We start from the raw sequence: 25,407 nt of genomic DNA, 5'->3' as shown, positions 1-25,407 counted from the left end.
TTTTTATAGGGAAAATTTATTTTAAAATTAAGCCCCTAGTTCTTTAGCTCTGTGAATACAAGCAGAAACACCTTCTTTAATTAAATCGTGAACTTTGTTGTCGTCAAAACTGTTTAGGGCAGCACGTGTTGTTCCTCCTTTAGAAGCAACTCTATTCATCCATTCTTCTAAAGAAATGTCGTTGCGCTTATACAGTTCTACCGCACCTTCAAAAGTTTGAGAAACCAATGTTTTGGCTTCTTCACGATTAAAACCTATTTCTTCGGCAGCATCTGCCATTGCATTCATAAAATAGAAAATATAAGCAGAACCACTTCCTGAAATTCCAGTAGTATTGTCAATCATATCTTCATTAGTAACTTCAAAAGCTTTTCCGGTAGATTTTAGAATAGTACCTACCAAGTCTAAATTTTCTTTAGCAACTTCTTTAGAACCCACATAGGTGGTCATTCCCAATTGAATAGAAGCGGGTAAGTTTGGCATACATCGAATTACTTTGTCAATTCCTAGTCCTTTCTGAATGGTTTCAATAGTCATACCTGCCATTACTGATACAAACAATTGTTGTGTGTTTACAATTGTTTTAATATCGTTAAAAACCAAAGGAGCTATTTGTGGTTTGATGGCTAAAAAGATAATATCAGCATCTTTTAAAGCATCATAACCAGTTGTTGCTTTCATCTTATTCATGGCATTGATTTCAGCCACACGGTCTTCAGATTTGTCAATAATTTGGATATTGGCAATTGCTGCGTTGTAAATTCCTTCTGCGTAGGTGAAACCCATGTTTCCACCTCCAATAACAACTATTTTTTTCATAAAAATTGTGTTTAGGTATTTATAGTTAAAATTCTTGTGCATTGTACTTTTCTAAAGCATCCTTTAGAATTGCCACAGCACGGATTAATTTTTCTTTTTTTAGCACATAAGCAATACGTACTTGATTAAGTGCAATATTAGGAGTAGAGTAAAAACCACTTCCTGGAGCTACCATAACAGTTTCTCCGTTATTTTCGTAACTTTCTAACAACCATTTCGCAAAATGATCTGCATTTTTAACAGGTAGTTCAACTAAACAATAGAAAGCTCCATTGGGTTTTACTGCAGTAACTCCTTTAATTTTTTGAAGTTCTTCTATCAAAATATTTCTTCGTTCTACATATTCTGCTTTTACTTCATCAAAATAACTTTGTGGAGTTTCTAATGCGGCTTCGGCTGCAATTTGTGCTATGGTAGGAGGGCATAATCTAGATTGTGCCATTTTCATGACAGTGCTTATAAGTTCTGGATTTCTAGAAACAACACATCCTACTCTTGCTCCACACATACTGTATCTCTTAGAGGTTGAGTCTATCATAATGGCATTTTTATCCATACCTTTCTCTTCCATAATAGAATAATGACCCTCTTCTGTATAGACAAACTCTCTATATACTTCATCAGCAATCAAGAATAAATCGTATTTTACCACCAGTTCTTTTAGTTGCCTAATTTCTTCTTTGGAATATAAAGTTCCTGTTGGGTTTCCTGGATTACAAATTAAAATAGCTCTGGTTCTTGGGGTGATGAGTTCTTCAAATTCATCCACTTTAGGCAAAGCAAATCCGTTTTCTATACGAGTATTAATAGGAATAACATTAACACCAGCTGCTATAGAAAAACTGGTGTAATTGGCATAAAATGGCTCTGGAATAATGATTTCATCCTGAGGATCTGTAATACTTGCAATGGTAAAATACAAAGCTTCGGAGCCACCTGTTGTTACTAAAATTTGTTCGTTGGTTAGTTTAATATTGTGTTTTTGATAATAATCTACCAACTTATTTCGGTATTGTTCTGATCCGTTTGATGTGGAGTATTCTAAAACGTCCATATCAAAATTTCGTATAGCATCCAAAGCAACTTTGGGTGTTTTTATATCGGGTTGCCCTATGTTTAGATGAAATATTTCAGTACCACGTTTCTTGGCGGCTTCTGCATAAGGAACCAATTTACGAATTGGAGACTCTGGAATAGCACGACCTTTGTTAGAAACTCTTAGCATTATTTATGTTTTGTATTAAATTAGGTTTAAAAATGCAGCAAAACTACAATATTTGTTGCGCATCAGTATAAAAAAAGCTGCTTAATTCAATTAAGCAGCTTGATGTATTTTAGGGTTAAGAATTTAGTCTTTTAAAACCTCTCCTTTAATTCTTACCACTTTCGGTTTGGTTGATGCATTAGAAACAATGGTTACTGTTTTGGTAAAACGACCGACTCTTTTTGTGTCGTATTTTACTTTAATTTCTCCAGTTTCACCAGGCATAATTGGTTTTTCAGGTTTGGTAGGTACAGTACATCCACAGCTTCCTTTTACGCTTTTAATAATTAACGGAGCACTTCCTGTGTTTTCAAACACAAAGTGACGAACACCATCAGAGTTCCTAGCAATAGTTCCATAGTCAATCACTTCAGTTTCAAACTCCATTTTTGCATTCATTGCAGCCTCTTCGCTTTTAGGATTGGCATATTGAGCAAAAGTCAATGCTGGCAAAATCGCTAAGCATATAGTAAAAAGTAATTTTTTCATGATGATTAAATTTTTAGTAAAATTAAATTTATTATTCAAACTTTCAATAATCATACCGTATTTTTTTTAGTCATAAGGATATTTGTATTTTTGCTCACCTGATTAATTAATACAGTAAAAAATGAGCATTCCAAATACTTACAATGCTACTGCGGTAGAAGAGAAGTGGTACGATTACTGGATGAAAAACAACTATTTTCATTCAACTCCCAACGATAAAGAACCTTATACGATAGTCATTCCTCCGCCAAATGTAACAGGAGTATTGCATATGGGGCATATGCTAAACAATACCATCCAAGATGTATTGATTCGTAGAGCTCGTTTGCGCGGTTACAATGCTTGTTGGGTTCCAGGAACAGATCATGCATCTATTGCTACAGAAGCTAAAGTAGTTGCCAAGTTAAAAAGTGAAGGCATCAATAAAGAAGATTTAACACGAGAAGAGTTTTTAAAACATGCTTGGGAGTGGACTGATAAACATGGAGGAATTATCTTAGAACAGCTAAAAAAACTTGGAGCTTCTTGTGATTGGGAGCGTACCCGTTTTACTATGGAAGAAGATCTTAGCAAATCGGTAACCAAAGTATTTGTGGATTTGTACAACAAAGGAGACATTTATCGTGGATATCGTATGATAAACTGGGATCCCGAAGCCAAAACTACGTTGTCTGATGAAGAGGTAATTTACGAAGAAAAACAAGGAAACTTTTACCATATTAACTATCCAATAGAAGGTGCGGACGAGGTAGTTACCATTGCAACCACCCGACCAGAAACTTTGTTAGGAGATACTGCCATTTGTATCAATCCTGATGATGAAAGGTATACACATTTAAAAGGAAAAAAAGCTATTGTACCTATTGCAAATCGTGCAATTCCTATTATAGAAGATGCTTATGTAGATATGGAATTTGGTACAGGTTGTTTAAAAATAACCCCAGCTCATGATCCTAATGATAAGGAGTTGGGAGAAAAACACAACCTAGAAGTTATTGATATTTTTAATGATGATGCTAGTTTAAACGAAAACGGCTTGCATTACCAAGGAAAAGATCGTTTTGTAGTACGTAAGGAAATTACCAAAGAACTAGAAGAAATAGGAGCTTTGGTAAAAGTAGAACAACACATGCATAAAGTAGGGACTTCTGAAAGAACCAAAGCTGTGATTGAACCTAAAATTTCGGCTCAGTGGTTTTTGCGTATGGAAGAAATTGTAAAGCCTGCCTTAGATGCTGTATTAAAAGATGAAGACATTAAATTCTACCCAAAACGATACAACAACACGTATCGTCATTGGTTAGAAAATATTCGCGATTGGAACATTTCACGTCAATTGTGGTGGGGGCATCAAATTCCAGCCTTTTTTTATGGAGAGGGTGTTGAGGACTTTGTGGTAGCAACTTCTATAGAAGAAGCACTACCTTTGGCACAAGAAAAAACAGGAAATGCAACGTTAACTCTTGCTGATTTAAAACAAGAAAGTGATGCTTTAGATACTTGGTTTTCAGCATGGTTGTGGCCAATTTCTGTGTTTAACGGAATTAATGAGCCAGACAATGAAGAAATAAACTATTATTACCCAACCAACGATTTGGTGACAGGCCCTGATATTATTTTCTTTTGGGTGGCTAGAATGATTTTTTCTGGATATGAGTTTAGAAACAACAAACCTTTTAGCAATGTGTATTTTACGGGAATTGTTAGAGATAAGCAACGACGTAAAATGTCTAAATCTTTGGGTAATTCTCCTGATCCTATTGAGTTGATGAAACAATACGGTGCAGATGGTGTAAGAGTTGGTTTGTTGTTGAGTTCTGCTGCAGGTAATGATTTGATGTTTGATGAAGAACTATGTGGACAAGGACAAAAATTTGCTAACAAAATATGGAATGCCTTTAAATTAATCAAAGGATGGAAGGTAGCCCAAGAAGAAGCTCAACCAGAAACCTCAGTAGTAGCAATTAAATGGTACAAAGCTAAGTTTCAAAAAACATTAACAGAGATTGATGCTAATTTTGAACAGTACCGTTTGAGTGATTCTCTGATGAGTATATATAAGTTGATTTGGGATGATTTCTGTTCTTGGTTCTTAGAAATGGTAAAACCAGCATTTGGTTCGCCAATGGATGCCAAAACCTATGCAGCAGTGGTAGAAATTTTAGAAGACAACTTGAAAATTTTACATCCTTTTATGCCACATTTAACCGAAGAAATTTGGCAATTAATTACTAAAAGAACCACAGAAGAAGCACTTATTATTGCCAAATATCCAGCATCAACAAACTATGATATTTCTTTAATAACAGATTTTGACATAGCAAAAGAGGTGATCTCAGGAATCAGAACCATCAGAAAAGAGAAAAACATCTCGTTCAAAGAAACGATCGATTTGTCTGTTTTAAATAACGATGATAGTTCCAAACAGTTTGATGCAGTTATTGCAAAAATGGGAAATCTAGCCAATCTAACTTACGTAACAACAGCAGTAGACGGAGCGTTGAGTTTTCGTGTGAAATCAAACGAGTACTTTATTCCTATGACTGGAGCAATTGATATAGAAGCAGAGTTGCTTAAACTAAAAGAGGAATTAACGTACACACAAGGTTTCTTAAAGTCTGTACAAAAAAAACTGTCTAACGAACGATTTGTAAACAATGCACCAGAACAAGTCGTGGCAGCAGAAAAGAAAAAGGAAGCCGATGCGTTGGCAAAAATAGAAACTTTAGAAACAAGTATCAATTCACTAAATTAGATTCTTGTTTATATGAATAAAAAAAAGGGGGATTTGAAAATATTTTCAAATCCCCCTTTTTTATAACTTTTCAAAGCCTTATTTTAATTCTTCCAATAGCATTTCAGCTACTAATTCAGAAGAAGCAGGATTTTGTCCAGTAATTAATAAACCATCCTGCACAGCGTGCTTTTGCCAATCGTCTTTTTTAGAGTAAATACCTCCGTTTTTTTCTAGCATATCTTGCACTAAAAACGGAACTACATTGGTCAATTCTACCGCAGCTTCTTCAGAGTTTGTAAAACCAGTTACTTTTTTTCCTTTTACTAGCGGAGATCCATCTGCTTTTTTAGTTTCTTTAAAAACCGCTGGAGCATGACAAACAGCCGCTACAGGTTTGTTACTATGGTAAAAACTCTCTATTAAAGAAATAGAATGTTCATCTGTTGCCAAATCCCATAAAGGACCGTGTCCTCCTGGATAAAATACAGCATCATAATCACTCGCTTTTACTTCCGATAGTTTTAAAGTTTTGGCTAGTATTTGTTGTGTTTCAGTATCATCCTTAAATCTTTTTGTAGCAGGAGTTTGAGATTCTGGCTCGTTACTTTTTGGATCTATAGGTGGTTGTCCTCCTTTAGGAGAAGCAAGGGTAATTTTTACCCCTTTATCCTTTAATAAATAGTAAGGTGCAGCAAATTCTTCTATCCAAAAACCTGTTTTGTGTCCAGTATTTCCTAAATCTTCGTGACTTGTAAGTACAAATAATACGTGTTTCATGTGTTCTTTTTTTTCTGTGTTAGACAATGTGTTTTCTTTCTGATTTGTTGTTTTCTTTTGAGTGTTTTTTCCACAAGAAATTAACCCTACAACAAAGACAAAAGCAATAACAACTTTTTTCATTTTATTTCTTTTTTATAATGATAAAACAAAATTAAGTCGATGTTAGAAAATAAAAATTGATGTATGGTAAAAAATCAAGAGCTGGACAATTCTTTACGAATGCGACTAAGAGATTCTGTTGTAATTCCTAAATACGAAGCTATATGATAGTTTTTAACGTTTTGTTCTATATTAGGATATTTAAAAATAAAAGATAAATACTGTTCTTTGGCTGTTAAAGACAGGTTTTCTAAAATTCTTTTTTGAAAGCTAGAGAAGGCTTTTTCCATCTTTTTCCTAAAAAAGGTTTCTATTTTTGGAATTTCTTGATAAAGCTTTTCTTGATCTGCTCTTGTTAATTTAAACAATGTTGCATCTTGTATAGCCTCTATGTTTAGAATAGATTTTTGAGTATTGAAAAAAGCTGTGTAATCGCTAATCCACCAATCATTTATAGCAAATTGCAAGGTGTGTTCTTTTCCAGATTTGTCTAAATAAAAGGTTCTTAGACATCCCGTTTGCACATAGTATTGCTCGTAAACTACTTCGTTAGAAGTTAAAATCATGCTACCTTTTTTTAAGCTAATTTTTTCCAAACAAGACTGTATTGTTTGCAATTCTTTTTCAGAAAAACTCAAAGGATCAAAAACGGACAATAATGTGTTTTTTTCTAGATCATACATTTACGACAGTGCTTTTTATTAAAGGTAAAGGTATCAAAATAAAAAACTCTCTCGGATTATAGTTTCGAGAGAGTTGTGTTGTAATACGTAACAAATCTTTATTTTGTTAACCAGTTTTTTGCGTTCACAAAAGCTTCTAACCAAGGAGAAACTTCATCTTTTCTCTCTGTTGGATAGTAAGGCCAGTTCCATTGAAAAATAGAACGTTCTATGTGTGGCATCATCACCAAATGACGTCCGTCTTTAGAGGTCATCATAGCTGTGTTGTAAGTAGAACCGTTAGGGTTTGATGGATAACCTTCGTAACCGTATTTTGCTACCAAATTGTATTGATCTTTGGCATATGGCAGGTTAAATTTTCCTTCTCCATGAGAAATCCATACACCTAATGTACTATTGGCTAAACTGCTTAGCATCACGGAGTTGTTTTGTTGAATTGTAACAGAAGTAAAACCAGATTCATGTTTATGAGAATCGTTATGTTCCATCACAGGTTTTTCTGCATGGTCAGGGTTGATGAGACCTAATTCAATAAATAATTGACATCCGTTACAAATTCCCAAAGACAAGGTATCCTTACGTGCAAAAAAGTTGTCTAAAGCTGCTTTGGCTTTTGGGTTGTATAAGAAAGCTCCTGCCCATCCTTTGGCAGATCCTAAAACATCGGAGTTAGAAAAACCTCCTACAGCTGCTAAAAACTGAACTTCTTCTAACGTTTCACGTCCTGAAATCAAATCGGTCATGTGTACGTCTTTTACTTCAAACCCTGCCAAGTATAGGGCATTGGCCATTTCTCGTTCTGAGTTAGATCCTTTTTCTCTTAATACGGCAGCAACAGGTTTTTTGCCTTTTACCTCAGGGATTTTTCCTGTGAATTGTGAAGGGAAGTTATAGGTTAAAGGTTGATTTTTATAGTTATCAAACCTTTCGGTTGCTTTTGTTTCTCCAGATTGTTTTTTATCTAATAAGTAAGAGGTTTTAAACCAAGTATCTCTTAGAGCAGCTACATCAAAAGAGTTTTTGTAGGTGCTGTTTACTAAGTTCAAACGGTTTCCTTCTACAGCAGTACCTATTTTATGAAATTTAAGTCCAGCCTGTGATAAAATAGTTTCAATTTCTGCGGCTTTTAGCGTCTGGATTACAACACCTGCATTTTCAGAAAACAAAACTTTGGTAGTGTCGGTTTCTCCCAATGCTGAAACATCTATGGTAGCTCCTAAATCTATATCAGCAAAACACATTTCTAACAAAGTTGTTATCAAACCACCTGCAGAAATATCGTGACCTGCAGTAAGCAAGTCTTTGGCAATTAATTCTTGTACAGTGTTAAACGCTTTTTTGAATTGAGCTGCATTTTTCACATCGGGAGCTGTTGCCCCAATTTTGTTTACGGCTTGTGCAAAAGAAGAGCCTCCTAATTGAAAAGCATCAGAAGAGAAATCTACATAGTAAATACTATTTCCCTCTTGTTTGGTAAAAGTAGGCTCTACCACTTTGTTGATGTCGTTACAATGTCCTACCGAAGATATAATTACAGTACCGGGTGCAATTACCTCTTCATTAGGGTATTTTTGTTTCATAGACAAAGAATCTTTTCCTGTTGGAATGTTGATTCCTAAGTCGATTGCAAAATCAGAAACAGCTTTTACAGCATTGTACAAACGTGCATCTTCTCCTTGATTTTTACAAGGCCACATCCAGTTGGCAGACAAAGATACTGATTGCAGTTTTTCTTCTAAAGGAGCCCAAACCAAGTTGGTTAAACATTCGGCAATAGCATTACGAGAACCAGCAGTTTCATCAATCAAAGCAGCTACAGGAGCATGTCCTATAGAGGTTGCAACTCCTTCTTTGCCATTGTAATCTAAGGCCATCACAGCTACATCGTTTAAAGGCAACTGCAAAGGTCCTGTACACTGTTGTTTGGCTACTTTTCCACCTACACATCTGTCTACTTTGTTTGTTAACCAGTCTTTACAAGCTACAGCTTCTAGTTGTAATACAGTTTCTAAGTTTTTTAAAATATCGTCATTGCTGTAGTTAACGTCCTTGTAACTTCTAGTAATAGTAGTATCATTCATATAAGTTTTGGGTGATGAACCAAACATATCATTCAAGTTCAAATCCATGGGTTTTAATCCTGACTTTTTACCTTCAAACTTAAATACATTGTCGTTAGTAACATCTCCTACCGTGTACATAGGTGAACGCTCACGTTCAGCAACACGGTTTAAGTAATCAATATTTTCTTCTTTGATGACCAATCCCATTCGCTCTTGCGATTCGTTTCCGATGGTTTCTTTGGCAGATAGGGTAGGATCTCCTACAGGCAAAGCATCTAAATCAATATGACCTCCTGTTTCTTCTACCAATTCAGACAAACAATTTAAGTGTCCACCTGCTCCATGATCGTGAATAGAAACGATTGGGTTTACATCGCTTTCTACCATACCACGAATAGCATTGGCAGCACGTTTTTGCATTTCAGGGTTAGAACGCTGTACGGCATTCAATTCAATTCCAGATTCCATTTCACCTGTATCGGCCGAAGACACTGCAGCACCCCCCATTCCAATTCGGTAATTGTCTCCTCCTAAAATTACTATCTTGTCTCCAGCTTCGGGCTCGTGTTTAAGGGCTTGTTCCTTTTTACCATAACCAATCCCTCCGGCCTGCATAATTACTTTGTCAAAACCTAATTTTCTTAAATCCGATTCGTTTTTTTCTTCTTGATGTTCAAAAGTTAACAACGATCCAGATATTAAAGGCTGACCAAATTTATTTCCAAAATCTGAAGCACCGTTTGATGCTTTGATAAGAATATCCATTGGAGTTTGGTACAACCAATTGCGTTCTTGTAAGTTTTCCCAAGGTCTGTTTGCTTCTAATCTAGAGTAAGAAGTCATATATACTGCAGTTCCTGCCAATGGCAAAGAACCTTGGCCTCCTGCCAAACGGTCTCTAATTTCTCCACCAGAACCTGTAGCGGCACCATTAAAAGGCTCTACAGTGGTAGGGAAGTTATGAGTTTCTGCTTTTAAAGAAATTACCGAGTCGTAGTCTTTATTTTCGTAAAAGTCAGGTTTATCGGCAGATTTGGGTGCAAACTGAGCTACTTTGGGTCCTTTTACAAATGCTACATTATCTTTGTAGGCAGATACAATTCCGTTCGGATTTTCTTGCGATGTTTTTTTGATTAGCTTAAACAAAGACGTTTCTTTTTCTTCACCATCAATAATAAAAGTACCGTTAAATATTTTGTGACGACAATGTTCTGAGTTTATTTGGGAAAATCCAAATACTTCAGAGTCAGTTAATTTTCTTCCTAATTTGGTCGCTAACTTTTCCAAATAGTTAATTTCATCCTCGCTTAGCGACAAACCTTCTTGTTGATCAAAAGCAGCAATGTCTTCAATTTCTAAAATAGGTTGTGGCTGTACATCTATTGTGTAGATGTTTTGATCCAATCCGTTGTATATTTTTTGCAACATAGGATCGATGGTTGGGTTGTTATCGGTAGCTAAGAAAAATTCCTCTATTCTTTCAATACCAGTGATACTCATGTTCTGAGTTATTTCTACAGCATTGGTACTCCATGGAGTTATCATTTCTTTTCTAGGTCCTATAAAAACACCTTCTAAAGATTCAGTATTTACTTGTGATGCGTTTCCAAATAACCATTCTAATTTTTGAATATTTTCTTTGGATTGAGCGGAAGTTTGTACTGCAAAAACAGTCACATTTTTTTGAAAGAATAAGATCATTATAAATGAAGTTTGTTCAAAATTTATTTAAATCGCAAATTTAAGAAATTCAAGTCTTAAAACGCTTATGTGTTAAGTAAATATTATCAAGTCATCATACACCAAAACTGCGTTGACGATATTTTGCCCGTTTAAGCTTTAAATAGCTAACATACAGTTTTTTGTAGGTTTTAGCTGGGATTTGTTTTATAAAATCTAAGTAATGCACCCAAAAAACAAATAGGCTTATAAACAGCAAAGCTCCTAAGATTGCAGGCCAAGGACTTAGTTTATTTTGAATAAGTTCATTAATTTTCCATCCCAAAAAACCTTGGTATAAAAGTACTACGTGCAATACAAATATACTTAGTGTGTTCTGACCTATTTTAAGAAACAAGCCTCTATTCCATGGTATCCATTTAACGTATTTTTTAAACTTATTTTGATGTTGGTGTAGGTAAACAAAGCAAGAAAAAACCATCATAATTTGTCCCAAACGGGCAAATTCGTAAATAAAACTAAAGTTTTGTAGGCTAGAAAAAGGATTGATTAGCCACAAACCCGTAAGAAAGTTATAGTAAAAGCGATCTAAAATTAATCCTATACAAAACAAGATAGCTAAGAATTTTAACTGGTAAAATTGCTCTCTATATTTAAACACAAGACTACCTAGTCCTGCTCCCATAAAAACAAATCCTGTCCAAGGGAACAATGGGAATACAGAAGTTTTTAGTTCTGTGTTTTTACTTACAATTAAAATGTTTTCTATGCAACGGTGTAATGCTTTGTAATTGCCTGCTTGCAGAGTTGGAGTGGTTAAAAAAATAAGACTACCTAAAATAATACAAACAAAGGCAAAAGGCAGTTTTAACCAATATAAGTTGATTAAATATATAAATAGTACAAGAATCAAGCTAGTTCCAATACACTGTAAAATGTGAAAAATTTGAAACAAATCGGTACATAATTTTTTGTCTTCAAAAAAGAAAGTATACAAATTTAACTGTAACAAATAACCTAAAAAAATTAGCAAAAGCCCTCTTTTAAATCCTTTTTTTACCCTAGGGTTTAGATAAGATTGTATAGGGTTTTTAAGTAATAGAAACGTAAAAATAAGCCCCGATATAAAAAGAAATAGGGGAGCGGTTAGGCCACGAGTAAATTTCCAAGTTGCATAAATTGGATTGGAATCATCTCGGTACTGCGTTTGCAAACTATGGGTTATAAAATGCCCTTCTAACACCATAAGTATCGCAATAGATCGCAAACTATCTATAGCGGTTAATCTGTTGGTTTTGATAAGATTGGTTTGTTTTGTTGGTTACAAAATTACAGAAAAAAATCTACGGTTGAATTAAGTTTTTGTATGCTGTATAATATCTTTTTCCCAATTCTCTTTGGCCTGGAGCATCGTAGTGAATTTCATCAAAAAAATTATCTTCTTTTTGAATAACAAAAGGAATTTCTGGATCTGCATACCCCACATTATCTACACGATAAGGGGTGTTTTTAATAATATTTTGTTGTATTGTTCTGGTTTCGCTTTTAGACACCCAAAAAGGAACCATACCCCCAACAATTACAGGTAAATTAACTTTTAAATCTTTACGTGTTTGATGAATAAATTGATCTAGTAATTGGTCGTACTTGGGATGGTTTACATCAGATTCTCCTTGATGCCATAAAAGAGCCTTTAGTTGACTTCCTGGATATTTTTCTAAAGTTTTTTGTATCCTTTCTATCATGTCATTGTATAAATATCCATCAAAAGTCCAATCTTTTTGTAAAGAAGTACCACCGTATCCACAAGGAATAATTAAAATAGTTTTTTTGCTAGGATTTGTATGTTTGTTGTAAAGTTTGGCAAAAGTCAACCCAAAACCTATTTGATTTTTATTAGAAGTATGATGCTGTAAAGGTTCTTTTGCGGGAATGATTAAGTAATCATAAGGATAGTTTCTTCCCAATTGTAAAATATTAGCATCAGGTTGGTCTATTTTGTAGTTCAATCCTTTTCCCGAGTTGGTATTGGATTGTCCTGCAATCACAAAAATATCAAAAGATTCATGAAAATCTTCTGTTAATAGCTGACAAGAACTCAGTGTAATGGCAGTTAAAAATGTAGCGACTCTTTTCACAGGATTAGAAATAAAATCGAAGAATAATACTGCTTGTTGTTTGTAAATATTCAGTGTATTCCATAATATAATTCAAACCGATTTCGGTACTGATAGAAAAATTTTTATAAAACTGATATTCTCCTGCAATATGTGCGTTAACTAGTTTGGTCTCGTTGCTGTTAAATCCTATTTTTGGACCATAATAAATTGCCATCTTTTTTGCCAAAGGATGAAACCAATCGGCACTAAAAGCAATAGAACCTCTAGAGGATAGTATTCCAAAATTATCTGTGTTTGCAAGGGTTAAGTTGATGATAGACTCAACACGAAATGCATCTTTGTATTTTACTCCCACATAGATAGGGCTAGAATTGTTTAAAAAAAAGACATTGGTAAAACTTTCATTCAAATTAAACAACGAAGTTCCTAAATCTACTTTCCATTTTTTTTCTTGTGCAAAGAAATAAGAACAAGAGAGCATTAAATACGTGTAAAGCAATAATTTTTTCATAGTGCAAAAATAAGTTTTTTGACTCGTTATTAAAGGTTATTTTTGTGTTATGGAAAAATTAGAAAGCCTACAAGAAGAAATTGCAAAAAGCCTTGCACAACACACTTTTGTTAAAATTACATTAAGCAAGCCTTTGCGAAAAAATGAAGGGCTAAGAAATGTATACATCCGATTGGTTACGATTCAAAATCAGCAGAAATTTCAATTTACGTATCGAAATAAAACTAACGATGTAGTAAAAAACTATAGTTTTGATGAGGTGCTACAAGAAATAGCAACCCTACTAACACATACATTTAGATATGCTGTAATTTTTACACTGCAAGAGGATGTGCAAATTTTTGTATCAAAAAAGAAAGCCATCACCCTAAAAAAAGCGGCTCCAAGTTTTACCAACAAACTTCCAGAAACCCACGATAGACCCAAAGAAAAAAGAGCTGCAAATAAAAACTATTTATTTCATTTAGGAGTAACCGATAAAGAGGGAAATGTGATTCCTAAAATGGCTGATAAGTACAGACAAATAAACAAGTATCTAGAAATAATTGAAGGTTTGATAAGCGGTGTTCAATTGCCCAAAAAAATACAAATTGTAGACATGGGATCTGGTAAAGGTTATTTAACATTTGCTTTGTATGATTATTTAAAAAACGACAGAAATAAAGAAGTTTCTGTTACTGGAATAGAGTTAAGAGAAAGGTTGGTTAGTTACTGTAATCAAATAGCTAAAAAATGTGGTTTTGATGAGTTGGCTTTTGAAAGTAAAATGATTCAGGATTACGAAAATAAAAAAATAGACATCCTAATTGCATTGCATGCTTGTGACACCGCTACCGATGATGCCATTGCCAAAGGAATTGTTGCCAATGCCAGCTTGGTTATTTGTGCTCCGTGTTGTCATAAACAGATACGCCAACAAATTAAAGGTAAAACACAAGAAAGCCCCTTGTTAAAGTATGGTATTTTTAAAGAACGTCAGTTTGAAATGATTACAGACACAATACGTGCTTTAATTTTAGAAAAAAATCAGTATTCGACCAAGGTGTTTGAATTTATTTCTAATGAACACACTCGTAAAAACGTAATGTTAGTAGGCTCTAAAACAAACAAAAAAGCAGCAGTTAACGAAATTGATAAAAAAATACAAGATTTAAAAAATCAATATCAAATAGATTTTCACTACCTAGAAAAACAGGTCTAAGATTACAAAAAAGGAAGGTGCGCTTGTAGCTCCTTAGATTTTAAATCACTAAAATCATCTAAAAAAAACTCTCTGGTTCTTTCTTTAGGTGATTTGCTAAGTTGTGAATACGTTGTTTTAGGCAACCCAAATTCATCAATCATTAGTTTTTTTATAAAGTCGTAACTTTTATTCTGATGAGCAAGATTTAAGTAAAAGTTAAATTTATGCTCTGGATTACTGTTTAGTAAGATAGCTTCTGTGCCTCCTATAATTTTTAATATGGCATATACATTTTTTCTAAAATTTTGAAAAAAATCTTTAGGAGTATCTTCGTAAATAGTTTTGTATTTGATTACAGTACTCATTACCGTAATATTTTGATACGTACTGAAACAAATTTCAAAAGGACTGTCAAACTCAACAAAACTGGGCTGCGTGTTTTTAATAACATAATACTCCCAATCTCCTACATTTTCCATCATTTGATGATTGTTTTCTGAGTTCCAGATAGGTGTAAGGTTTAGCTTTCTTAGTTTTTTTACAACTAATTTGCAGTTTTTATCAAGTTCGTCTTCTTTTAGACAAGCATTGGTTATAATATTTAAAAACGACTCCATACTTTTTCCTTTCTTCTTTTCAAAAATAGATGTTTTATGTGCAGTCTATATACACATGCATTTATAGTTATGTTGATTTATTTATAATTGATTTATAAATTTGAAACGCTGTGTTTGTTTTAGCAATTGTTAAGATAATGCAAGGGCAATATACTTAAAATTATAATTAAAATCTAAGTATCTTGTTTTTATATGCTAAATAGTATATATTTGTTTTTATATGATAAAAAGAATATAAATTGATATATATGTTAATTGTCATATAAAAAAGGTCGTTGTATTAAAAACAAAATTATGAAAGCTGTTATCACTGCAGATCTTATAAATTCAAGAAAAATTAATTCCGAAATATGGCTCTCTAAATTAAGAGAAGCTTTAGAAAGTATTGGAAAAGAATACACATGTTGGGAGATTTTTAGAGGAGATAGTTTTCAGATACTACTAGATGCTAAAGAAGCTTTAAATCAGGCCGTATTGATAAAAGCAATGATAAAACAAATCTCTAATTTAGATGTAAGAATTGCTATTGGATTGGGAGAAGTAACCTATTATTCTAATAAAGTAACAAGTTCTAATGGTCCTGCGTTTGTAAATTCTGGCGAAGCTTTCGAGGAACTTAAAAAACAAACACTAGTTATTAAAAGCCCTTGGTCCGATTTAAATAATGTTTTAGAAATTATGTTAGATTTGGCTACGTTGACTATGGATTATTGGAAACCTACAATGGCAGAGGTAATTCATAAACAATTAGCTTATCCAAATTTAAAACAAATAGAAATAGCAGAGCTACTAAACAAAAAGCAAAGCAATGTGAGTTATAGCCTAAAAAAATCAGGATATGACCAAATACGAAAATGCATTTTGTTTTATGAAAAAGAAATAGAAAAAAGATGTTGATTTTAAAACTACTTACCGCACATTTTTTAGGAGATTTTGTCTTTCAGTTTACCTATTGGGTAAAGGACAAAGAAAAACAGAAAATTAAATCAAAATATTTGTATTTGCATACCCTTGTGCATGCCTTATTAATGGTAATATTTACGGGGTTTCAAAAACAATATGTTGGGGTAGTTGCTGTACTTACAGTTTTTCATTTTTTAATTGATGTATTTAAATTGTATAGTAGTAAAGAGCAAAAAAGAATGATGTTTTTTGTAGATCAATTATTACATCTAATAAGTATTGTTGCTGTGGCAATAGTGTGGAATGAATGGTCTTTTGATTGGCAGAATATGCTGACTAATAAAAATTGTTTACTTCTTTTGTGTTTGGTCTGTGTTACTGCTGTAGCCTCTGTAGTTCTGAAGGTAATTTTTAGTTTTTGGAACAAAGATGTAAAGCAAATCAATAAAGAAGGAGGGCTGCAAAACGCAGGTAAGTATATAGGTATGTTAGAAAGGCTATTTGTGTTTACTTTTGTGGTTGTAGGACAATGGAAAGCTATTGGTTTTATTTTAGCAGCAAAATCTATCTTTCGTTTTGGAGATTTAACCAAAGCAAAAGATAGGCAACTAACAGAATATATTTTAATAGGTACTTTCTTAAGCTTTGGAATAGCAATGTTGATTGGTTTGCTTTACAATTATTGGGAGACAAAGATTTAGTTGCAAATTGTTTTTTGTGTAGATCCACGTTTTAATAATTCGGTTTTTAAAGTGATTGTTTCTGGTTCAACATAGTCTCCATATTTTTGTGCTTTAATTTCTTTGTACAGTTGGTTAAAAGACGTTTGTCCCATTGCGTAACCCGGTTGATCTATAGTGCTGATAGATGGTGTGATAACGGTAGACATAAACCAGTTGCTAAAACCTACAATAGCAATATCGTTGGGAATATTAACCCCAAGCTCCTGAAAGGCTGTAATTGCTCCAATAGCTACCAAGTCGGTGTTGATAAAGATTCCATCTACATCATTAAAATCTTGGTGTAATTGTTGAGCGTTTATTTTTCCCTCTTCAAAACTATTGTCACCACATTCACACAAATACACCAACGATGGATCGTATTTCATATCATGATCTTCTAAAGCACGTTTGTACCCAATAAACCGATCTATTGAGTTTTGAGGTAACAACGGTCCTCTAAAGTGAGCTATTTTTTTACATCCAATATCAATCAAATGTTTGGTGGCATTGTAGGCAGCATCAATGTCATTGATAATAATTTTAGAACAATTTACAACTTTGGCAATTTTATCAAACATTACCACAGGTTTGTTTTGCTGTATTGCTTTTTTAATGTGGTCAAAATTATTTGTACCATTTGCAAGAGATATTAATACTCCATCTACTTGTTGCTTCATCAATAATTCAAGTTGTTTTTTTTCCATGTCATAAGATTCATTAGACTGTAAAATAATAACTAAATATCCTTTTTTTTCAGCTTCAGAAATAATTCCACGGATTACGTTCGAAAAAAAGTGATGCACCACTTCTGGAATAATAACACCTATGGTTTTAGATTCTTTAGTTCTTAGATGAACAGCAAAAGCATTTGGTTGATAATTTAATTCTTTTGCCAAAGCTTTTACTTTAGCTTTGGTTTTGGGGCTTACATCAGCATAGTCTTTAAGAGCTTTGGATGCGGTTGTTACAGATATGTTTAATTTTTCGGCAATTTCTTTTAATGTGATAGGCATTTTTTTGTTTTTATGATAAATATATTAAAAAAAACGAGTCGAAAACGATTTCGGTTAAATCGAAATCGTTTTCGTTTTCAAATATTCATTTTAATTAGTGAATCATTGTAGTTTTGGTAAAAAAACAACAGATAACTTAATTAATAACTAAAATTTAATCGTATGAAAAATTTTACACATTTTAAATTGGGAATCGTATTTCTACTACTATTTTCGGTTTCTACGGTTGTTGCACAGTCAACAATTACAGGAACTGTAAAAGATCAACTGGGAGAACCTTTATTGGGAGTTAGCGTAATTGTAAAAGGAACCAATCAAGGTTCTGTTACAGACTTTAACGGTACTTATACCATTACCAATGTTGCAGAAGGTAATCAGGTATTGCATGTTTCTTTTGTTGGTTACAAAGAAGTATCAAAAAAAGTAAATGTAACGGGCGGTACCCAAAAGTTTAATTTTACAATGCAAGAAAGTGCAGAGTCTCTTGATGAGATTATTATTACGGGGGTTTCTACTCCCAAGTCAAAAATTGAGTCTAGTGTTTCTGTAACCACTATGAAACCTTCTGCAATCACTCAGTCTGCACCTAGGTCTACTGCAGAAATTTTTAGAACTATACCAGGAATTCGTTCAGAATCTTCAGGAGGAGAAGGAAACTCTAACATTGCAGTAAGAGGGGTTCCTATTTCTTCAGGAGGTTCTAAATATGTACAGTTACAAGAAGATGGATTGCCAGTGTTACTTTATGGTGATATTGCTTTTGGTACAGCAGATATTTTTACAAGATTTGATAACAATGTTGCCAAAATAGAAGCGATTCGTGGAGGATCTGCATCTACATTAACTTCTAACGGACCCGGAGGAATTATTAATATTATTAGTAAAACTGGAGAAAATGAAGGAGGAGCCATTGGAACAACTTTCGGAGTAGATTACAATTCTTTTAGAACAGATTTTGACTATGGAACCAAAGTAGGAGACAACTTGTTTTTACATGCTGGAGGTTTTTATAGAGTAGGAGAGGGAATTAGAAATACTGGATTTACGGCGAATAATGGAGGACAGTTAAAGTTAAGCTTAAAGAAAAAGTTTGACAATGGTCACGTACGTTTGTATGCAAAATATCTAAATGATAGAGCTGCTGCTTACATGCCTGTTCCAATTAAAGTTTCTGGAACTAACAATGATCCTAATTGGTCTGATGCTCCAAACTTTAGTGCAACAAGAGGTTCTATGCATTCAGCTTTTTTAACACAAACATTGCGTACAGGTGCTAATGGCGAAACCTCTAGAGGAAATGTAACCGAAGGAATGCATCCTGTTTCGACAGCAGTAGGTGTAGAGGCAAGCTTTAACTTAAACAACGATTGGAAAATAACCAACAATGGACGTTTTTCTATGAACAGCGGTAGTTTTATAACTCCTTTTATAGAAAGTGTAGGAACAGGAGCAGACATGGCTACGAAACTAGGAGGTGCTCTTACTTATACAGATAGCGGTAACGCTGTAGCAAATGATGCTTTGGTGAGTAGAGTGCATATGTTTGACGTAGAATTAAACAACTTTAACAACTTTATGAACGATGTAAGATTATCTAAAACAATCAATAAGGTAAGTATTACAGCAGGATACTTTAAATCTATTCAAAACATTTCTATGTCTTGGTTGTGGAACACGTATGTACAAGAAGTAAATGATGACAATGCACGATTGATTAATGTAGATGGATTAAGTGAAAATGGATTGTTGAACTACGGAACACCTGCTTGGGGTAATTTGCAACGTAATTACGATACCCAATACAATGTTTCTGCACCATACGCTCAAGTCTCTGTTGATGCAACCGATAAACTAACCATTGATGGTAGCGTACGTTACGACATGGGAAAAGTAAGTGGATCTTTTGCAGGAGGTAAAGAAGGTGCTATAGATGTAAATGGAGACGGAACTATTTCTACACCAGAACAAACAGCTCATGTTATTGATAATGCCAATCCAACAGCTGTAGATTACGATTACGATTATGTTTCTTACTCATTTGGTGTAAACTACAAATTTTCAGATGACCAGTCTGTTTTTGCAAGATACAGTAAAGGGGCATCGGCCAAAGCAGATAGAATTTTGTTTAGTGGATTGAATTATTTAGATGGAGATAAAATCAATGCTTTAGACTTTTTAAGTCAAGGAGAAATAGGGTACAAAAGAAATTTGCCTAGAGGAGCTGTTTATGCAACTGCATTTTATGCAACCACTAACGAAGAAGGAGGTTTTGAAGCATCTACAAACAGTATTATTGAGAATGATTACAAATCTATGGGGGTTGAATTGGAAGGATTTTACAATTTTGGTGACTTTGCTTTAAGAAGTGCTGTAACTTATACCAATGCAGAGATTACTTCTGGAGCAAACGAAGGGAACAAACCTAGAAGACAACCAGATTTTATTTACAATTTAATGCCATCTTACAACTTTGGAAAAACAAAACAAAACTCTGTAGGATTAAGCTTTGTAGGACAATCTAAAGCTTATGCTCAAGACAATAATGAGTTGGTTATGCCAAGTTTTGTGGTAGCTAGTGGATTCATCAATTACGCAATCACAAAGTCTTTAAATGCAAACTTATCTGTAAACAATATTTTTGATACCATCGCTGTAACTGAAGCAGAAGAAGGTAGCATTACAGAAGGACAAGACAATTATGTAAGAGCAAGAACATTACCAGGTAGATCAGTAAGCTTGGCTTTAAAATACAACTTCTAGTTCTCGTAGAAAATAAAAAAGCAAAGGGTTGGATAACATCCATCCAACCCTTTTTCCAAAAAGAAAAACAAAAGAAACACTACACAACTAAACTCAAAGCAATGTTAAAAAAAGTAAAACTAAGTTTTTGGCAAATCCTAAATATGAATGTAGGTTTTTTTGGAATTCAATATAGTTTTGGATTACAACAAAGCGCTGTCAATCCTATTTACGATTTTTTAGGAGCAAGTCCGCACGAAATTCCATTGCTAAATTTAGCTGGGCCCGTAACAGGATTACTTGTACAACCCGTAATTGGAGCCATGAGTGACAAAACATGGCATCCAAAATTTGGAAGACGAAAGCCTTATTTTTTTATAGGGGCACTATTATGTAGTTTGTGTTTATTGGCTTTTCCTTTTAGTAGTTCTTTGTGGATGGCTGCCGGATTACTTTGGATTTTAGATGCAGGAAATAATACAGCAATGGAACCTTACAGAGCTTTTATTGCAGATAAATTAGACGATGAACAACAGCCATTAGGTTTTCAAATGCAAAGTTTCTTTACTGGTTTTGGTCAGACGTTAGCCAATTTGTCTTTGTTTATTTTTCCCATGATTTTTATTGGTAAAACAGGATCCTTACCCACTTGGGTATATGCCTCATTCTTTTTAGGAGCTGTTTGTTCTATCGGGTCGATTTTATGGAGTATCAAGACCACAAAAGAAATTCCGCCTTCTAATGAAGAGTTGAAAAGAATGAAAGAAGAAAAAAAAGGCTTTTTTGAACCTTTGGTAGAAATTTTTGCTGCCATTGGAGACATGCCCAAAGTGATGTGGCAACTGGCCTTGGTTTACTTGTTTCAATGGTATGCTTTGTTTTGTTATTGGCAAAATTCATCAAAAAGTATCGCATTGTCTGTTTGGGATGCAACCCCAAAAAGCAATCCAGTTGCTTATGAGCAAGCCGTTAGTTGGACAGGTTTAGTAAATGGATGGTACAATATTGTTACTTTTTTAGTTGCTTTTGTACTGGTAGGGTTTGCTAAAAAATACAGTCCAAAAATGGTTCATGCAGTTTGTTTGATTTTAGCAGCCATCGGTTTTTTGGCATTTCCGCATATAGATCAAAAAGAATGGTTGTTTTTTGCCATCACAGGTTTTGGTATTGGATGGGCTAGTATGATGGGAATTCCTTATTTAATGGTGGTAGCAGACATTCCTAAAGAACGTTACGGAGTGTATATGGGAATTATCAATATGATGATTGTAATTCCGATGATTCTACAAAATGTATCTTTTGGTTATATTCTAAAAAACTTTTTAGACAACGATCCACGTCAGGCTATTTCCTTTGCTGGTGTGTTGCTGTTAATGAGTGCTTTTTGTACGCTTGTGATTAAAACCCAAAAGAAATAAGCAAAGCTTTATTTTAACATTAAAAGAAAAGAAATATGAAATCAAAATTGATAGATATACTTTGTGTGGGTGAGTTGTTGATTGATTTTATTGGTCATCAAAGTGATGTAATGATAGATAATACAAGAGATTATCATCGTTACCTAGGAGGATCGCCAACCAATGTAGCCATTAATTGTGCTAGCTTAGGAATGCAATCTGTACTGGTTGCTGCTGTGGGTAAAGATGGCTTGGGAGCTTATGCACTAGAAAAATTAAAACAAAGAGGAGTTTTTACCCAAAATATAAAAGAGTGGAAAGACAAATCGACCAGTATTATTTTGGTTTCAAAGAGTACCGAAACCCCAGATTTTATTCCATACAGGCAAGCAGATTTTGCCATAGAAGAGGCACAGATTTCTAAAGAAAAATTGTTGAATACGAATATATTTCATACCACTTGTTTTGCGTTGAGCAAAGGACAAGCACAGGCTACTATACTTAAAAAAGCCAAAGAAGCTTATGATTTGGGATGTCAGTTAAGCATAGACATTAATTATTCAGAAAAAGTATGGGACAGTTCTAATGATCCTTTAGATGTGGTAAAAAGTTATTGTGCTTACAATCCGTTAGTAAAAGTCAGTGAAGACGATATAACCCGTTTGTTTGGTGGTCATCTATCACATCAAGAGATTTTTGATTTTTTTCATCAGCATGGGGTGCACATAGTTTGTTTGACTCTTGGAGGAAAAGGTGTGAAATTGTCAGAAAAAGGAAAAGAAATTTTAGAAATGCCTGCAAAAAAAATTGATAAAGTTGTAGATGCTACTGGAGCTGGTGATGCATTTTGGTCTGGATTTCTAAAAGCTTATTCTCAAAAACAATCTATAGAAACTGCAGTACAACTTGGCTTGCAAGTAGCAGCAATTAAATTACAAACACTAGGTGGGATTCCACAAAATATAAAAGAACTGTTAACTCTAAAAAAGTAAAAAAATGAAACAAAGCCAGAGCAATGGTGTTATGTTAAATGCATACCCCGACAGTGTAGGAACTAAACTGCAAGACTTAGTTAAAGTATTGCAAAAACCTGCTTTTAAAGATGTTTTTTCATTATTTTATGTTTTGCCCACCTTTTTTAATAGCGATTTAGATAGAGGTTTCTCTATTATTGATTACGATCTTAACAAAGAGTTGGTTTCTAAAGAAGACTTAGAAGCTTTAGAAGCACTTAACATCAAGCTTAAATTTGATATTGTGTTGAACCATCTCTCTGTAGCCTCTCCTCAATTTAAAGACTTGCTTAAAAACGGAAATAAGTCTAAATACAAAGATTTTTTTATCAATTGGAATCAGTTTTGGGAAGGAGAAGGAGAAAAAAATCAAGAAGGAATTGTGATTCCTAAACAAGCTTATTTAAACAAATTATTTATGAGAAAATCGGGGTTGCCTATTTTAAAAGTACCTTTTCCTGATGGAACCGAACAGCCTTATTGGAATACTTTTTATCAAAAAATAACCCCACAAAAAATAGAAGTAACAGCACTTGCATCTATTAATATATTGTCAGAAAATCAGAAGAATAATATTGTAAATCTCATCAACCAAGCCATAGAACAAGGAAAAGCTATTGAAACATTGGATTTGGATGTAGCTCCAGAAGTCAATACTAAAATTCAGAATATTGTACGTCAACACAGTCATTTCTTAGGTCAAATGGATGTAAATGCACAATCAGAAATGGTGTGGGAGTTTTATGATGAAACGTTGAAAAAGTTAAGTGAGTTTGGATGTAAAGTCCTTCGTTTAGATGCTTTTGCTTATTTGCACAAAGAAATAGGTCAAACCAATTTTTTTAACCAACCTGGAACTTGGAATTATTTAAAACGAATTGAAAACATTGCAAAAAAACACCAATTAGAAATTTTACCAGAAATACATGCAGAATACGGATTGGGATTGCATGAAGAAGTGGCTAATAAAGGCTACAAAGTATACGATTTCTTTTTGCCAGGTTTGATGCTACATACGTTAGAAAAACAATCGAGTACAGCATTGATCCAATGGATTAAAGAAGTGATTGCAAAAAAATACCAAACAGTACATATGTTGGGATGTCATGATGGAATTCCAGTGCTAGATTTGAAAGGAAAAGAGGTACAAGGGGTGTACCAAAAAGGATTGCTTGAAGATTCTGAGATTGAAGAAATTATGAACATTGTTATGGAGCGTGGAGGTAGAGTTAAAAATTTATACGATCCATCTGGGAAAAAAATTTCTTACTATCAGGTAAATGCAACATTTTTTAGTGCTTTAGGGGAAAATAAGTCTAAAATGTTGCTAGCAAGAGCTATTCAAATGTTTATGCCTGGAATTCCACAAGTTTGGTATTTGGATCTTTTTATGGGAACGAATGATTATAAGGCGGTAGAAAAAGGAGGAAAAGATAGTCATAAAGAAATTAACCGAACTACGTTGAGTTTGGTAGAGGTAGAGCAAGGCTTATCAGATGTATATGTGCAAAAACAATTGGAATTGATTCGATTACGAAATACGCATCCTGCTTTTTTAGGAACAGTAAACGTAAGACAAACAGTAGAACATCAGTTAGATATTGTTTGGAAACACAAAGATGAATACGCTTCTTTAAAAGTGGAGTTGAAAACATTTACTGCAAATATAGAGTACACCAAAGAAGGTGAAAATTTTGATTTAAAATTTTAGTAAACTTTGTGTTTAGACGGTAATTTTACCTTGTTAGTTGTGCTGCTCGGATTTTTCTGAGTAGCCTTTTTTTTGCCCAAACCTTTATTTGTACCAACATCTCCTTTTTTTGTACCGTATAAAAAAAGGCGTGTGGTTTTACTTTTGTAAGCAAAACAGAAACAAATAAAAAAATATAATTATGAGTACACCTAACATTTCCAAAAAAGAGATTATCAATGCGTTTAAATTTAGACACGCAACCAAAGAATTTGATGCTACAAAAAAATTAAGCGACGAAGAAATTAAGTTTATTTTAGAAACGGCTCATTTATCGCCAAGCTCATTTGGTTTTGAGCCATGGCATTTTGTGGTTGTTCAGGATAAAGAGTTAAGAGAAATGTTAAAGCCTGTAGCATGGGGTGCTCCTGTAAAATTAGATACTGCAAGTCACTTTATTTTAGGGTTGAGTATGAAAGCACCGATGGTAAAACACGATGCTGATTATATTATGTCTATGATGAAAGACGTAAAGCAATTACCCGCAGAGGTTATTGAAATGTATTCTAAGTTTTATAGAGAGTTTCAGGAACGCGATTTTAATTTAGATAGTGATCAAAAACTGTTTGATTGGGCTTCTAAACAAACCTATATTGCTTTGGGGAATATGATGACTTCTGCTGCTTTGGCAGGAATTGATAGTTGTCCTATAGAAGGATTTCATCAAGAAAAAGCAGAAGCTTTGTTAAGAGATAAATTTGGTGTAGACACAGATAAATATGGATTATCTTACATGGTTGCATTTGGTTACAGAAAAGCAGAGCCAGAATTTCCAAAGTCTAGAAGAAATTTTGAAGATATTGTAACTTGGAAATAAAAATATAA

Annotated in this window: 20 protein-coding genes; 9 read left to right on the top strand and 11 right to left on the bottom strand. The window is 33.8% G+C overall.

Translation table 11 applies throughout. The annotated features are described in order from the left end of the window. Positions 1 to 27: 27 nt before the first annotated feature. The 3 genes from proC to FS85_RS0100090 form a co-directional block, all read right to left on the bottom strand. Positions 28 to 819 (bottom strand): pyrroline-5-carboxylate reductase, encoded by a 792-nt coding sequence (proC, locus tag FS85_RS0100100; RefSeq protein WP_010133892.1) that lies wholly within the window; start codon positions 817 to 819, stop codon positions 28 to 30. 25 nt (positions 820 to 844) lie between these two features. After that, positions 845 to 2,044 (bottom strand): pyridoxal phosphate-dependent aminotransferase, encoded by a 1,200-nt coding sequence (locus FS85_RS0100095; RefSeq protein ID WP_010133891.1) that lies wholly within the window; start codon positions 2,042 to 2,044, stop codon positions 845 to 847. A gap of 123 nt (positions 2,045 to 2,167) precedes the next feature. Beyond that, positions 2,168 to 2,572 carry a DUF1573 domain-containing protein gene (locus FS85_RS0100090; protein WP_029489160.1) on the bottom strand — a complete coding sequence of 135 codons (405 nt, stop codon included), beginning with the start codon at positions 2,570 to 2,572 and terminating at the stop codon, positions 2,168 to 2,170. Positions 2,573 to 2,693: 121 nt separating this feature from the next. Here FS85_RS0100090 and FS85_RS0100085 point away from each other — a divergent pair, with 121 nt between their 5' ends. Continuing rightward, positions 2,694 to 5,327, top strand: coding sequence for a valine--tRNA ligase (locus FS85_RS0100085; protein ID WP_010133889.1), 2,634 nt, complete (start codon positions 2,694 to 2,696; stop codon positions 5,325 to 5,327). A gap of 78 nt (positions 5,328 to 5,405) precedes the next feature. Here the strand turns inward: FS85_RS0100085 and FS85_RS0100080 are convergent, their stop codons facing one another. The 6 genes from FS85_RS0100080 to FS85_RS0100055 form a co-directional block, all read right to left on the bottom strand. Continuing rightward, a complete protein-coding gene (locus FS85_RS0100080; RefSeq protein WP_010133888.1) occupies positions 5,406 to 6,209 on the bottom strand; it encodes a type 1 glutamine amidotransferase domain-containing protein in 804 nt (267 codons plus the stop codon). A 74-nt stretch (positions 6,210 to 6,283) separates the two neighbouring features. Then, on the bottom strand, positions 6,284 to 6,871 hold the full coding sequence (locus FS85_RS0100075; protein WP_010133887.1) for a Crp/Fnr family transcriptional regulator: 588 nt from the start codon (positions 6,869 to 6,871) through the stop codon (positions 6,284 to 6,286). A 98-nt stretch (positions 6,872 to 6,969) separates the two neighbouring features. Then, positions 6,970 to 10,635: a phosphoribosylformylglycinamidine synthase gene (gene purL, locus FS85_RS0100070; protein WP_010133886.1), complete on the bottom strand. Its 3,666-nt coding sequence runs from the start codon at positions 10,633 to 10,635 to the stop codon at positions 6,970 to 6,972. 94 nt (positions 10,636 to 10,729) lie between these two features. Next, positions 10,730 to 11,890, bottom strand: a complete 1,161-nt coding sequence (locus tag FS85_RS0100065; protein ID WP_262496218.1) for a DUF1624 domain-containing protein — start codon at positions 11,888 to 11,890, stop codon at positions 10,730 to 10,732. A 67-nt stretch (positions 11,891 to 11,957) separates the two neighbouring features. Continuing rightward, entirely contained in the window at positions 11,958 to 12,752 is a 795-nt protein-coding gene (locus FS85_RS0100060) for a sialate O-acetylesterase (RefSeq protein WP_010133884.1), read from the bottom strand. A gap of 4 nt (positions 12,753 to 12,756) precedes the next feature. Further along, positions 12,757 to 13,245 (bottom strand): hypothetical protein, encoded by a 489-nt coding sequence (locus tag FS85_RS0100055; RefSeq protein ID WP_010133882.1) that lies wholly within the window; start codon positions 13,243 to 13,245, stop codon positions 12,757 to 12,759. Between the two features lie 49 nt (positions 13,246 to 13,294). Here FS85_RS0100055 and FS85_RS0100050 point away from each other — a divergent pair, with 49 nt between their 5' ends. After that, positions 13,295 to 14,446, top strand: coding sequence for a class I SAM-dependent methyltransferase (locus tag FS85_RS0100050; RefSeq protein WP_010133880.1), 1,152 nt, complete (start codon positions 13,295 to 13,297; stop codon positions 14,444 to 14,446). A gap of 2 nt (positions 14,447 to 14,448) precedes the next feature. Here the strand turns inward: FS85_RS0100050 and FS85_RS0100045 are convergent, their stop codons facing one another. Beyond that, a complete protein-coding gene (locus tag FS85_RS0100045; protein ID WP_010133879.1) occupies positions 14,449 to 15,045 on the bottom strand; it encodes a hypothetical protein in 597 nt (198 codons plus the stop codon). Between the two features lie 294 nt (positions 15,046 to 15,339). Here FS85_RS0100045 and FS85_RS0100040 point away from each other — a divergent pair, with 294 nt between their 5' ends. Both FS85_RS0100040 and FS85_RS0100035 read left to right on the top strand, forming a co-directional pair. After that, positions 15,340 to 15,942 carry a SatD family protein gene (locus FS85_RS0100040; RefSeq protein WP_010133878.1) on the top strand — a complete coding sequence of 201 codons (603 nt, stop codon included), beginning with the start codon at positions 15,340 to 15,342 and terminating at the stop codon, positions 15,940 to 15,942. Then, the gene (locus FS85_RS0100035) at positions 15,936 to 16,649 is read left to right on the top strand and encodes a DUF3307 domain-containing protein (protein ID WP_010133877.1); all 714 of its coding nucleotides are present in this window, start codon (positions 15,936 to 15,938) and stop codon (positions 16,647 to 16,649) included. The genes FS85_RS0100040 and FS85_RS0100035 overlap by 7 nt, the downstream gene beginning before the upstream one ends. Here FS85_RS0100035 and FS85_RS0100030 read toward each other — a convergent pair. Beyond that, complete coding sequence (locus FS85_RS0100030; RefSeq protein ID WP_010133876.1) at positions 16,646 to 17,683, bottom strand: LacI family DNA-binding transcriptional regulator; 1,038 nt, start codon at positions 17,681 to 17,683, stop codon at positions 16,646 to 16,648. The two genes, FS85_RS0100035 and FS85_RS0100030, sit on opposite strands and share 4 nt — an antisense overlap. Before the next feature lie 162 nt (positions 17,684 to 17,845). Here FS85_RS0100030 and FS85_RS0100025 point away from each other — a divergent pair, with 162 nt between their 5' ends. From FS85_RS0100025 to FS85_RS0100005, 5 genes are all read left to right on the top strand, one after another. Then, complete coding sequence (locus tag FS85_RS0100025) at positions 17,846 to 20,443, top strand: TonB-dependent receptor (RefSeq protein ID WP_010133875.1); 2,598 nt, start codon at positions 17,846 to 17,848, stop codon at positions 20,441 to 20,443. A gap of 101 nt (positions 20,444 to 20,544) precedes the next feature. Continuing rightward, the gene (locus FS85_RS0100020; RefSeq protein ID WP_010133873.1) at positions 20,545 to 21,840 is read left to right on the top strand and encodes an MFS transporter; all 1,296 of its coding nucleotides are present in this window, start codon (positions 20,545 to 20,547) and stop codon (positions 21,838 to 21,840) included. Positions 21,841 to 21,875: 35 nt separating this feature from the next. Then, a complete protein-coding gene (locus tag FS85_RS0100015) occupies positions 21,876 to 22,811 on the top strand; it encodes a carbohydrate kinase family protein (RefSeq protein WP_010133872.1) in 936 nt (311 codons plus the stop codon). Positions 22,812 to 22,815: 4 nt separating this feature from the next. After that, positions 22,816 to 24,543 (top strand): alpha-amylase family glycosyl hydrolase, encoded by a 1,728-nt coding sequence (locus tag FS85_RS0100010; protein ID WP_010133871.1) that lies wholly within the window; start codon positions 22,816 to 22,818, stop codon positions 24,541 to 24,543. Positions 24,544 to 24,724: 181 nt separating this feature from the next. Next, positions 24,725 to 25,399, top strand: coding sequence for an NAD(P)H-dependent oxidoreductase (locus tag FS85_RS0100005; protein WP_010133870.1), 675 nt, complete (start codon positions 24,725 to 24,727; stop codon positions 25,397 to 25,399). The last annotated feature ends 8 nt before the right edge of the window (positions 25,400 to 25,407 follow it).

The sequence above is a fragment of the Ochrovirga pacifica genome, from assembly GCF_000220525.1.
Taxonomy (GTDB): domain Bacteria; phylum Bacteroidota; class Bacteroidia; order Flavobacteriales; family Flavobacteriaceae; genus Ochrovirga; species Ochrovirga pacifica.
Note: the sequence above shows the minus strand (reverse complement) of the source record. Positions and strands in the feature narration are given on the sequence as shown.

Coding starts and splice junctions, on each gene's coding strand:
- proC (WP_010133892.1), bottom strand. CDS start 819: ATGAAAAAAATAGTTGTTATTGGAGGTGGAAACATGGGTTTCACCTAC.
- FS85_RS0100095 (WP_010133891.1), bottom strand. CDS start 2,044: ATGCTAAGAGTTTCTAACAAAGGTCGTGCTATTCCAGAGTCTCCAATT.
- FS85_RS0100090 (WP_029489160.1), bottom strand. CDS start 2,572: ATGAAAAAATTACTTTTTACTATATGCTTAGCGATTTTGCCAGCATTG.
- FS85_RS0100085 (WP_010133889.1), top strand. CDS start 2,694: ATGAGCATTCCAAATACTTACAATGCTACTGCGGTAGAAGAGAAGTGG.
- FS85_RS0100080 (WP_010133888.1), bottom strand. CDS start 6,209: ATGAAAAAAGTTGTTATTGCTTTTGTCTTTGTTGTAGGGTTAATTTCT.
- FS85_RS0100075 (WP_010133887.1), bottom strand. CDS start 6,871: ATGTATGATCTAGAAAAAAACACATTATTGTCCGTTTTTGATCCTTTG.
- purL (WP_010133886.1), bottom strand. CDS start 10,635: ATGATCTTATTCTTTCAAAAAAATGTGACTGTTTTTGCAGTACAAACT.
- FS85_RS0100055 (WP_010133882.1), bottom strand. CDS start 13,245: ATGAAAAAATTATTGCTTTACACGTATTTAATGCTCTCTTGTTCTTAT.
- FS85_RS0100050 (WP_010133880.1), top strand. CDS start 13,295: ATGGAAAAATTAGAAAGCCTACAAGAAGAAATTGCAAAAAGCCTTGCA.
- FS85_RS0100045 (WP_010133879.1), bottom strand. CDS start 15,045: ATGGAGTCGTTTTTAAATATTATAACCAATGCTTGTCTAAAAGAAGAC.
- FS85_RS0100040 (WP_010133878.1), top strand. CDS start 15,340: ATGAAAGCTGTTATCACTGCAGATCTTATAAATTCAAGAAAAATTAAT.
- FS85_RS0100035 (WP_010133877.1), top strand. CDS start 15,936: ATGTTGATTTTAAAACTACTTACCGCACATTTTTTAGGAGATTTTGTC.
- FS85_RS0100030 (WP_010133876.1), bottom strand. CDS start 17,683: ATGCCTATCACATTAAAAGAAATTGCCGAAAAATTAAACATATCTGTA.
- FS85_RS0100025 (WP_010133875.1), top strand. CDS start 17,846: ATGAAAAATTTTACACATTTTAAATTGGGAATCGTATTTCTACTACTA.
- FS85_RS0100020 (WP_010133873.1), top strand. CDS start 20,545: ATGTTAAAAAAAGTAAAACTAAGTTTTTGGCAAATCCTAAATATGAAT.
- FS85_RS0100015 (WP_010133872.1), top strand. CDS start 21,876: ATGAAATCAAAATTGATAGATATACTTTGTGTGGGTGAGTTGTTGATT.
- FS85_RS0100010 (WP_010133871.1), top strand. CDS start 22,816: ATGAAACAAAGCCAGAGCAATGGTGTTATGTTAAATGCATACCCCGAC.
- FS85_RS0100005 (WP_010133870.1), top strand. CDS start 24,725: ATGAGTACACCTAACATTTCCAAAAAAGAGATTATCAATGCGTTTAAA.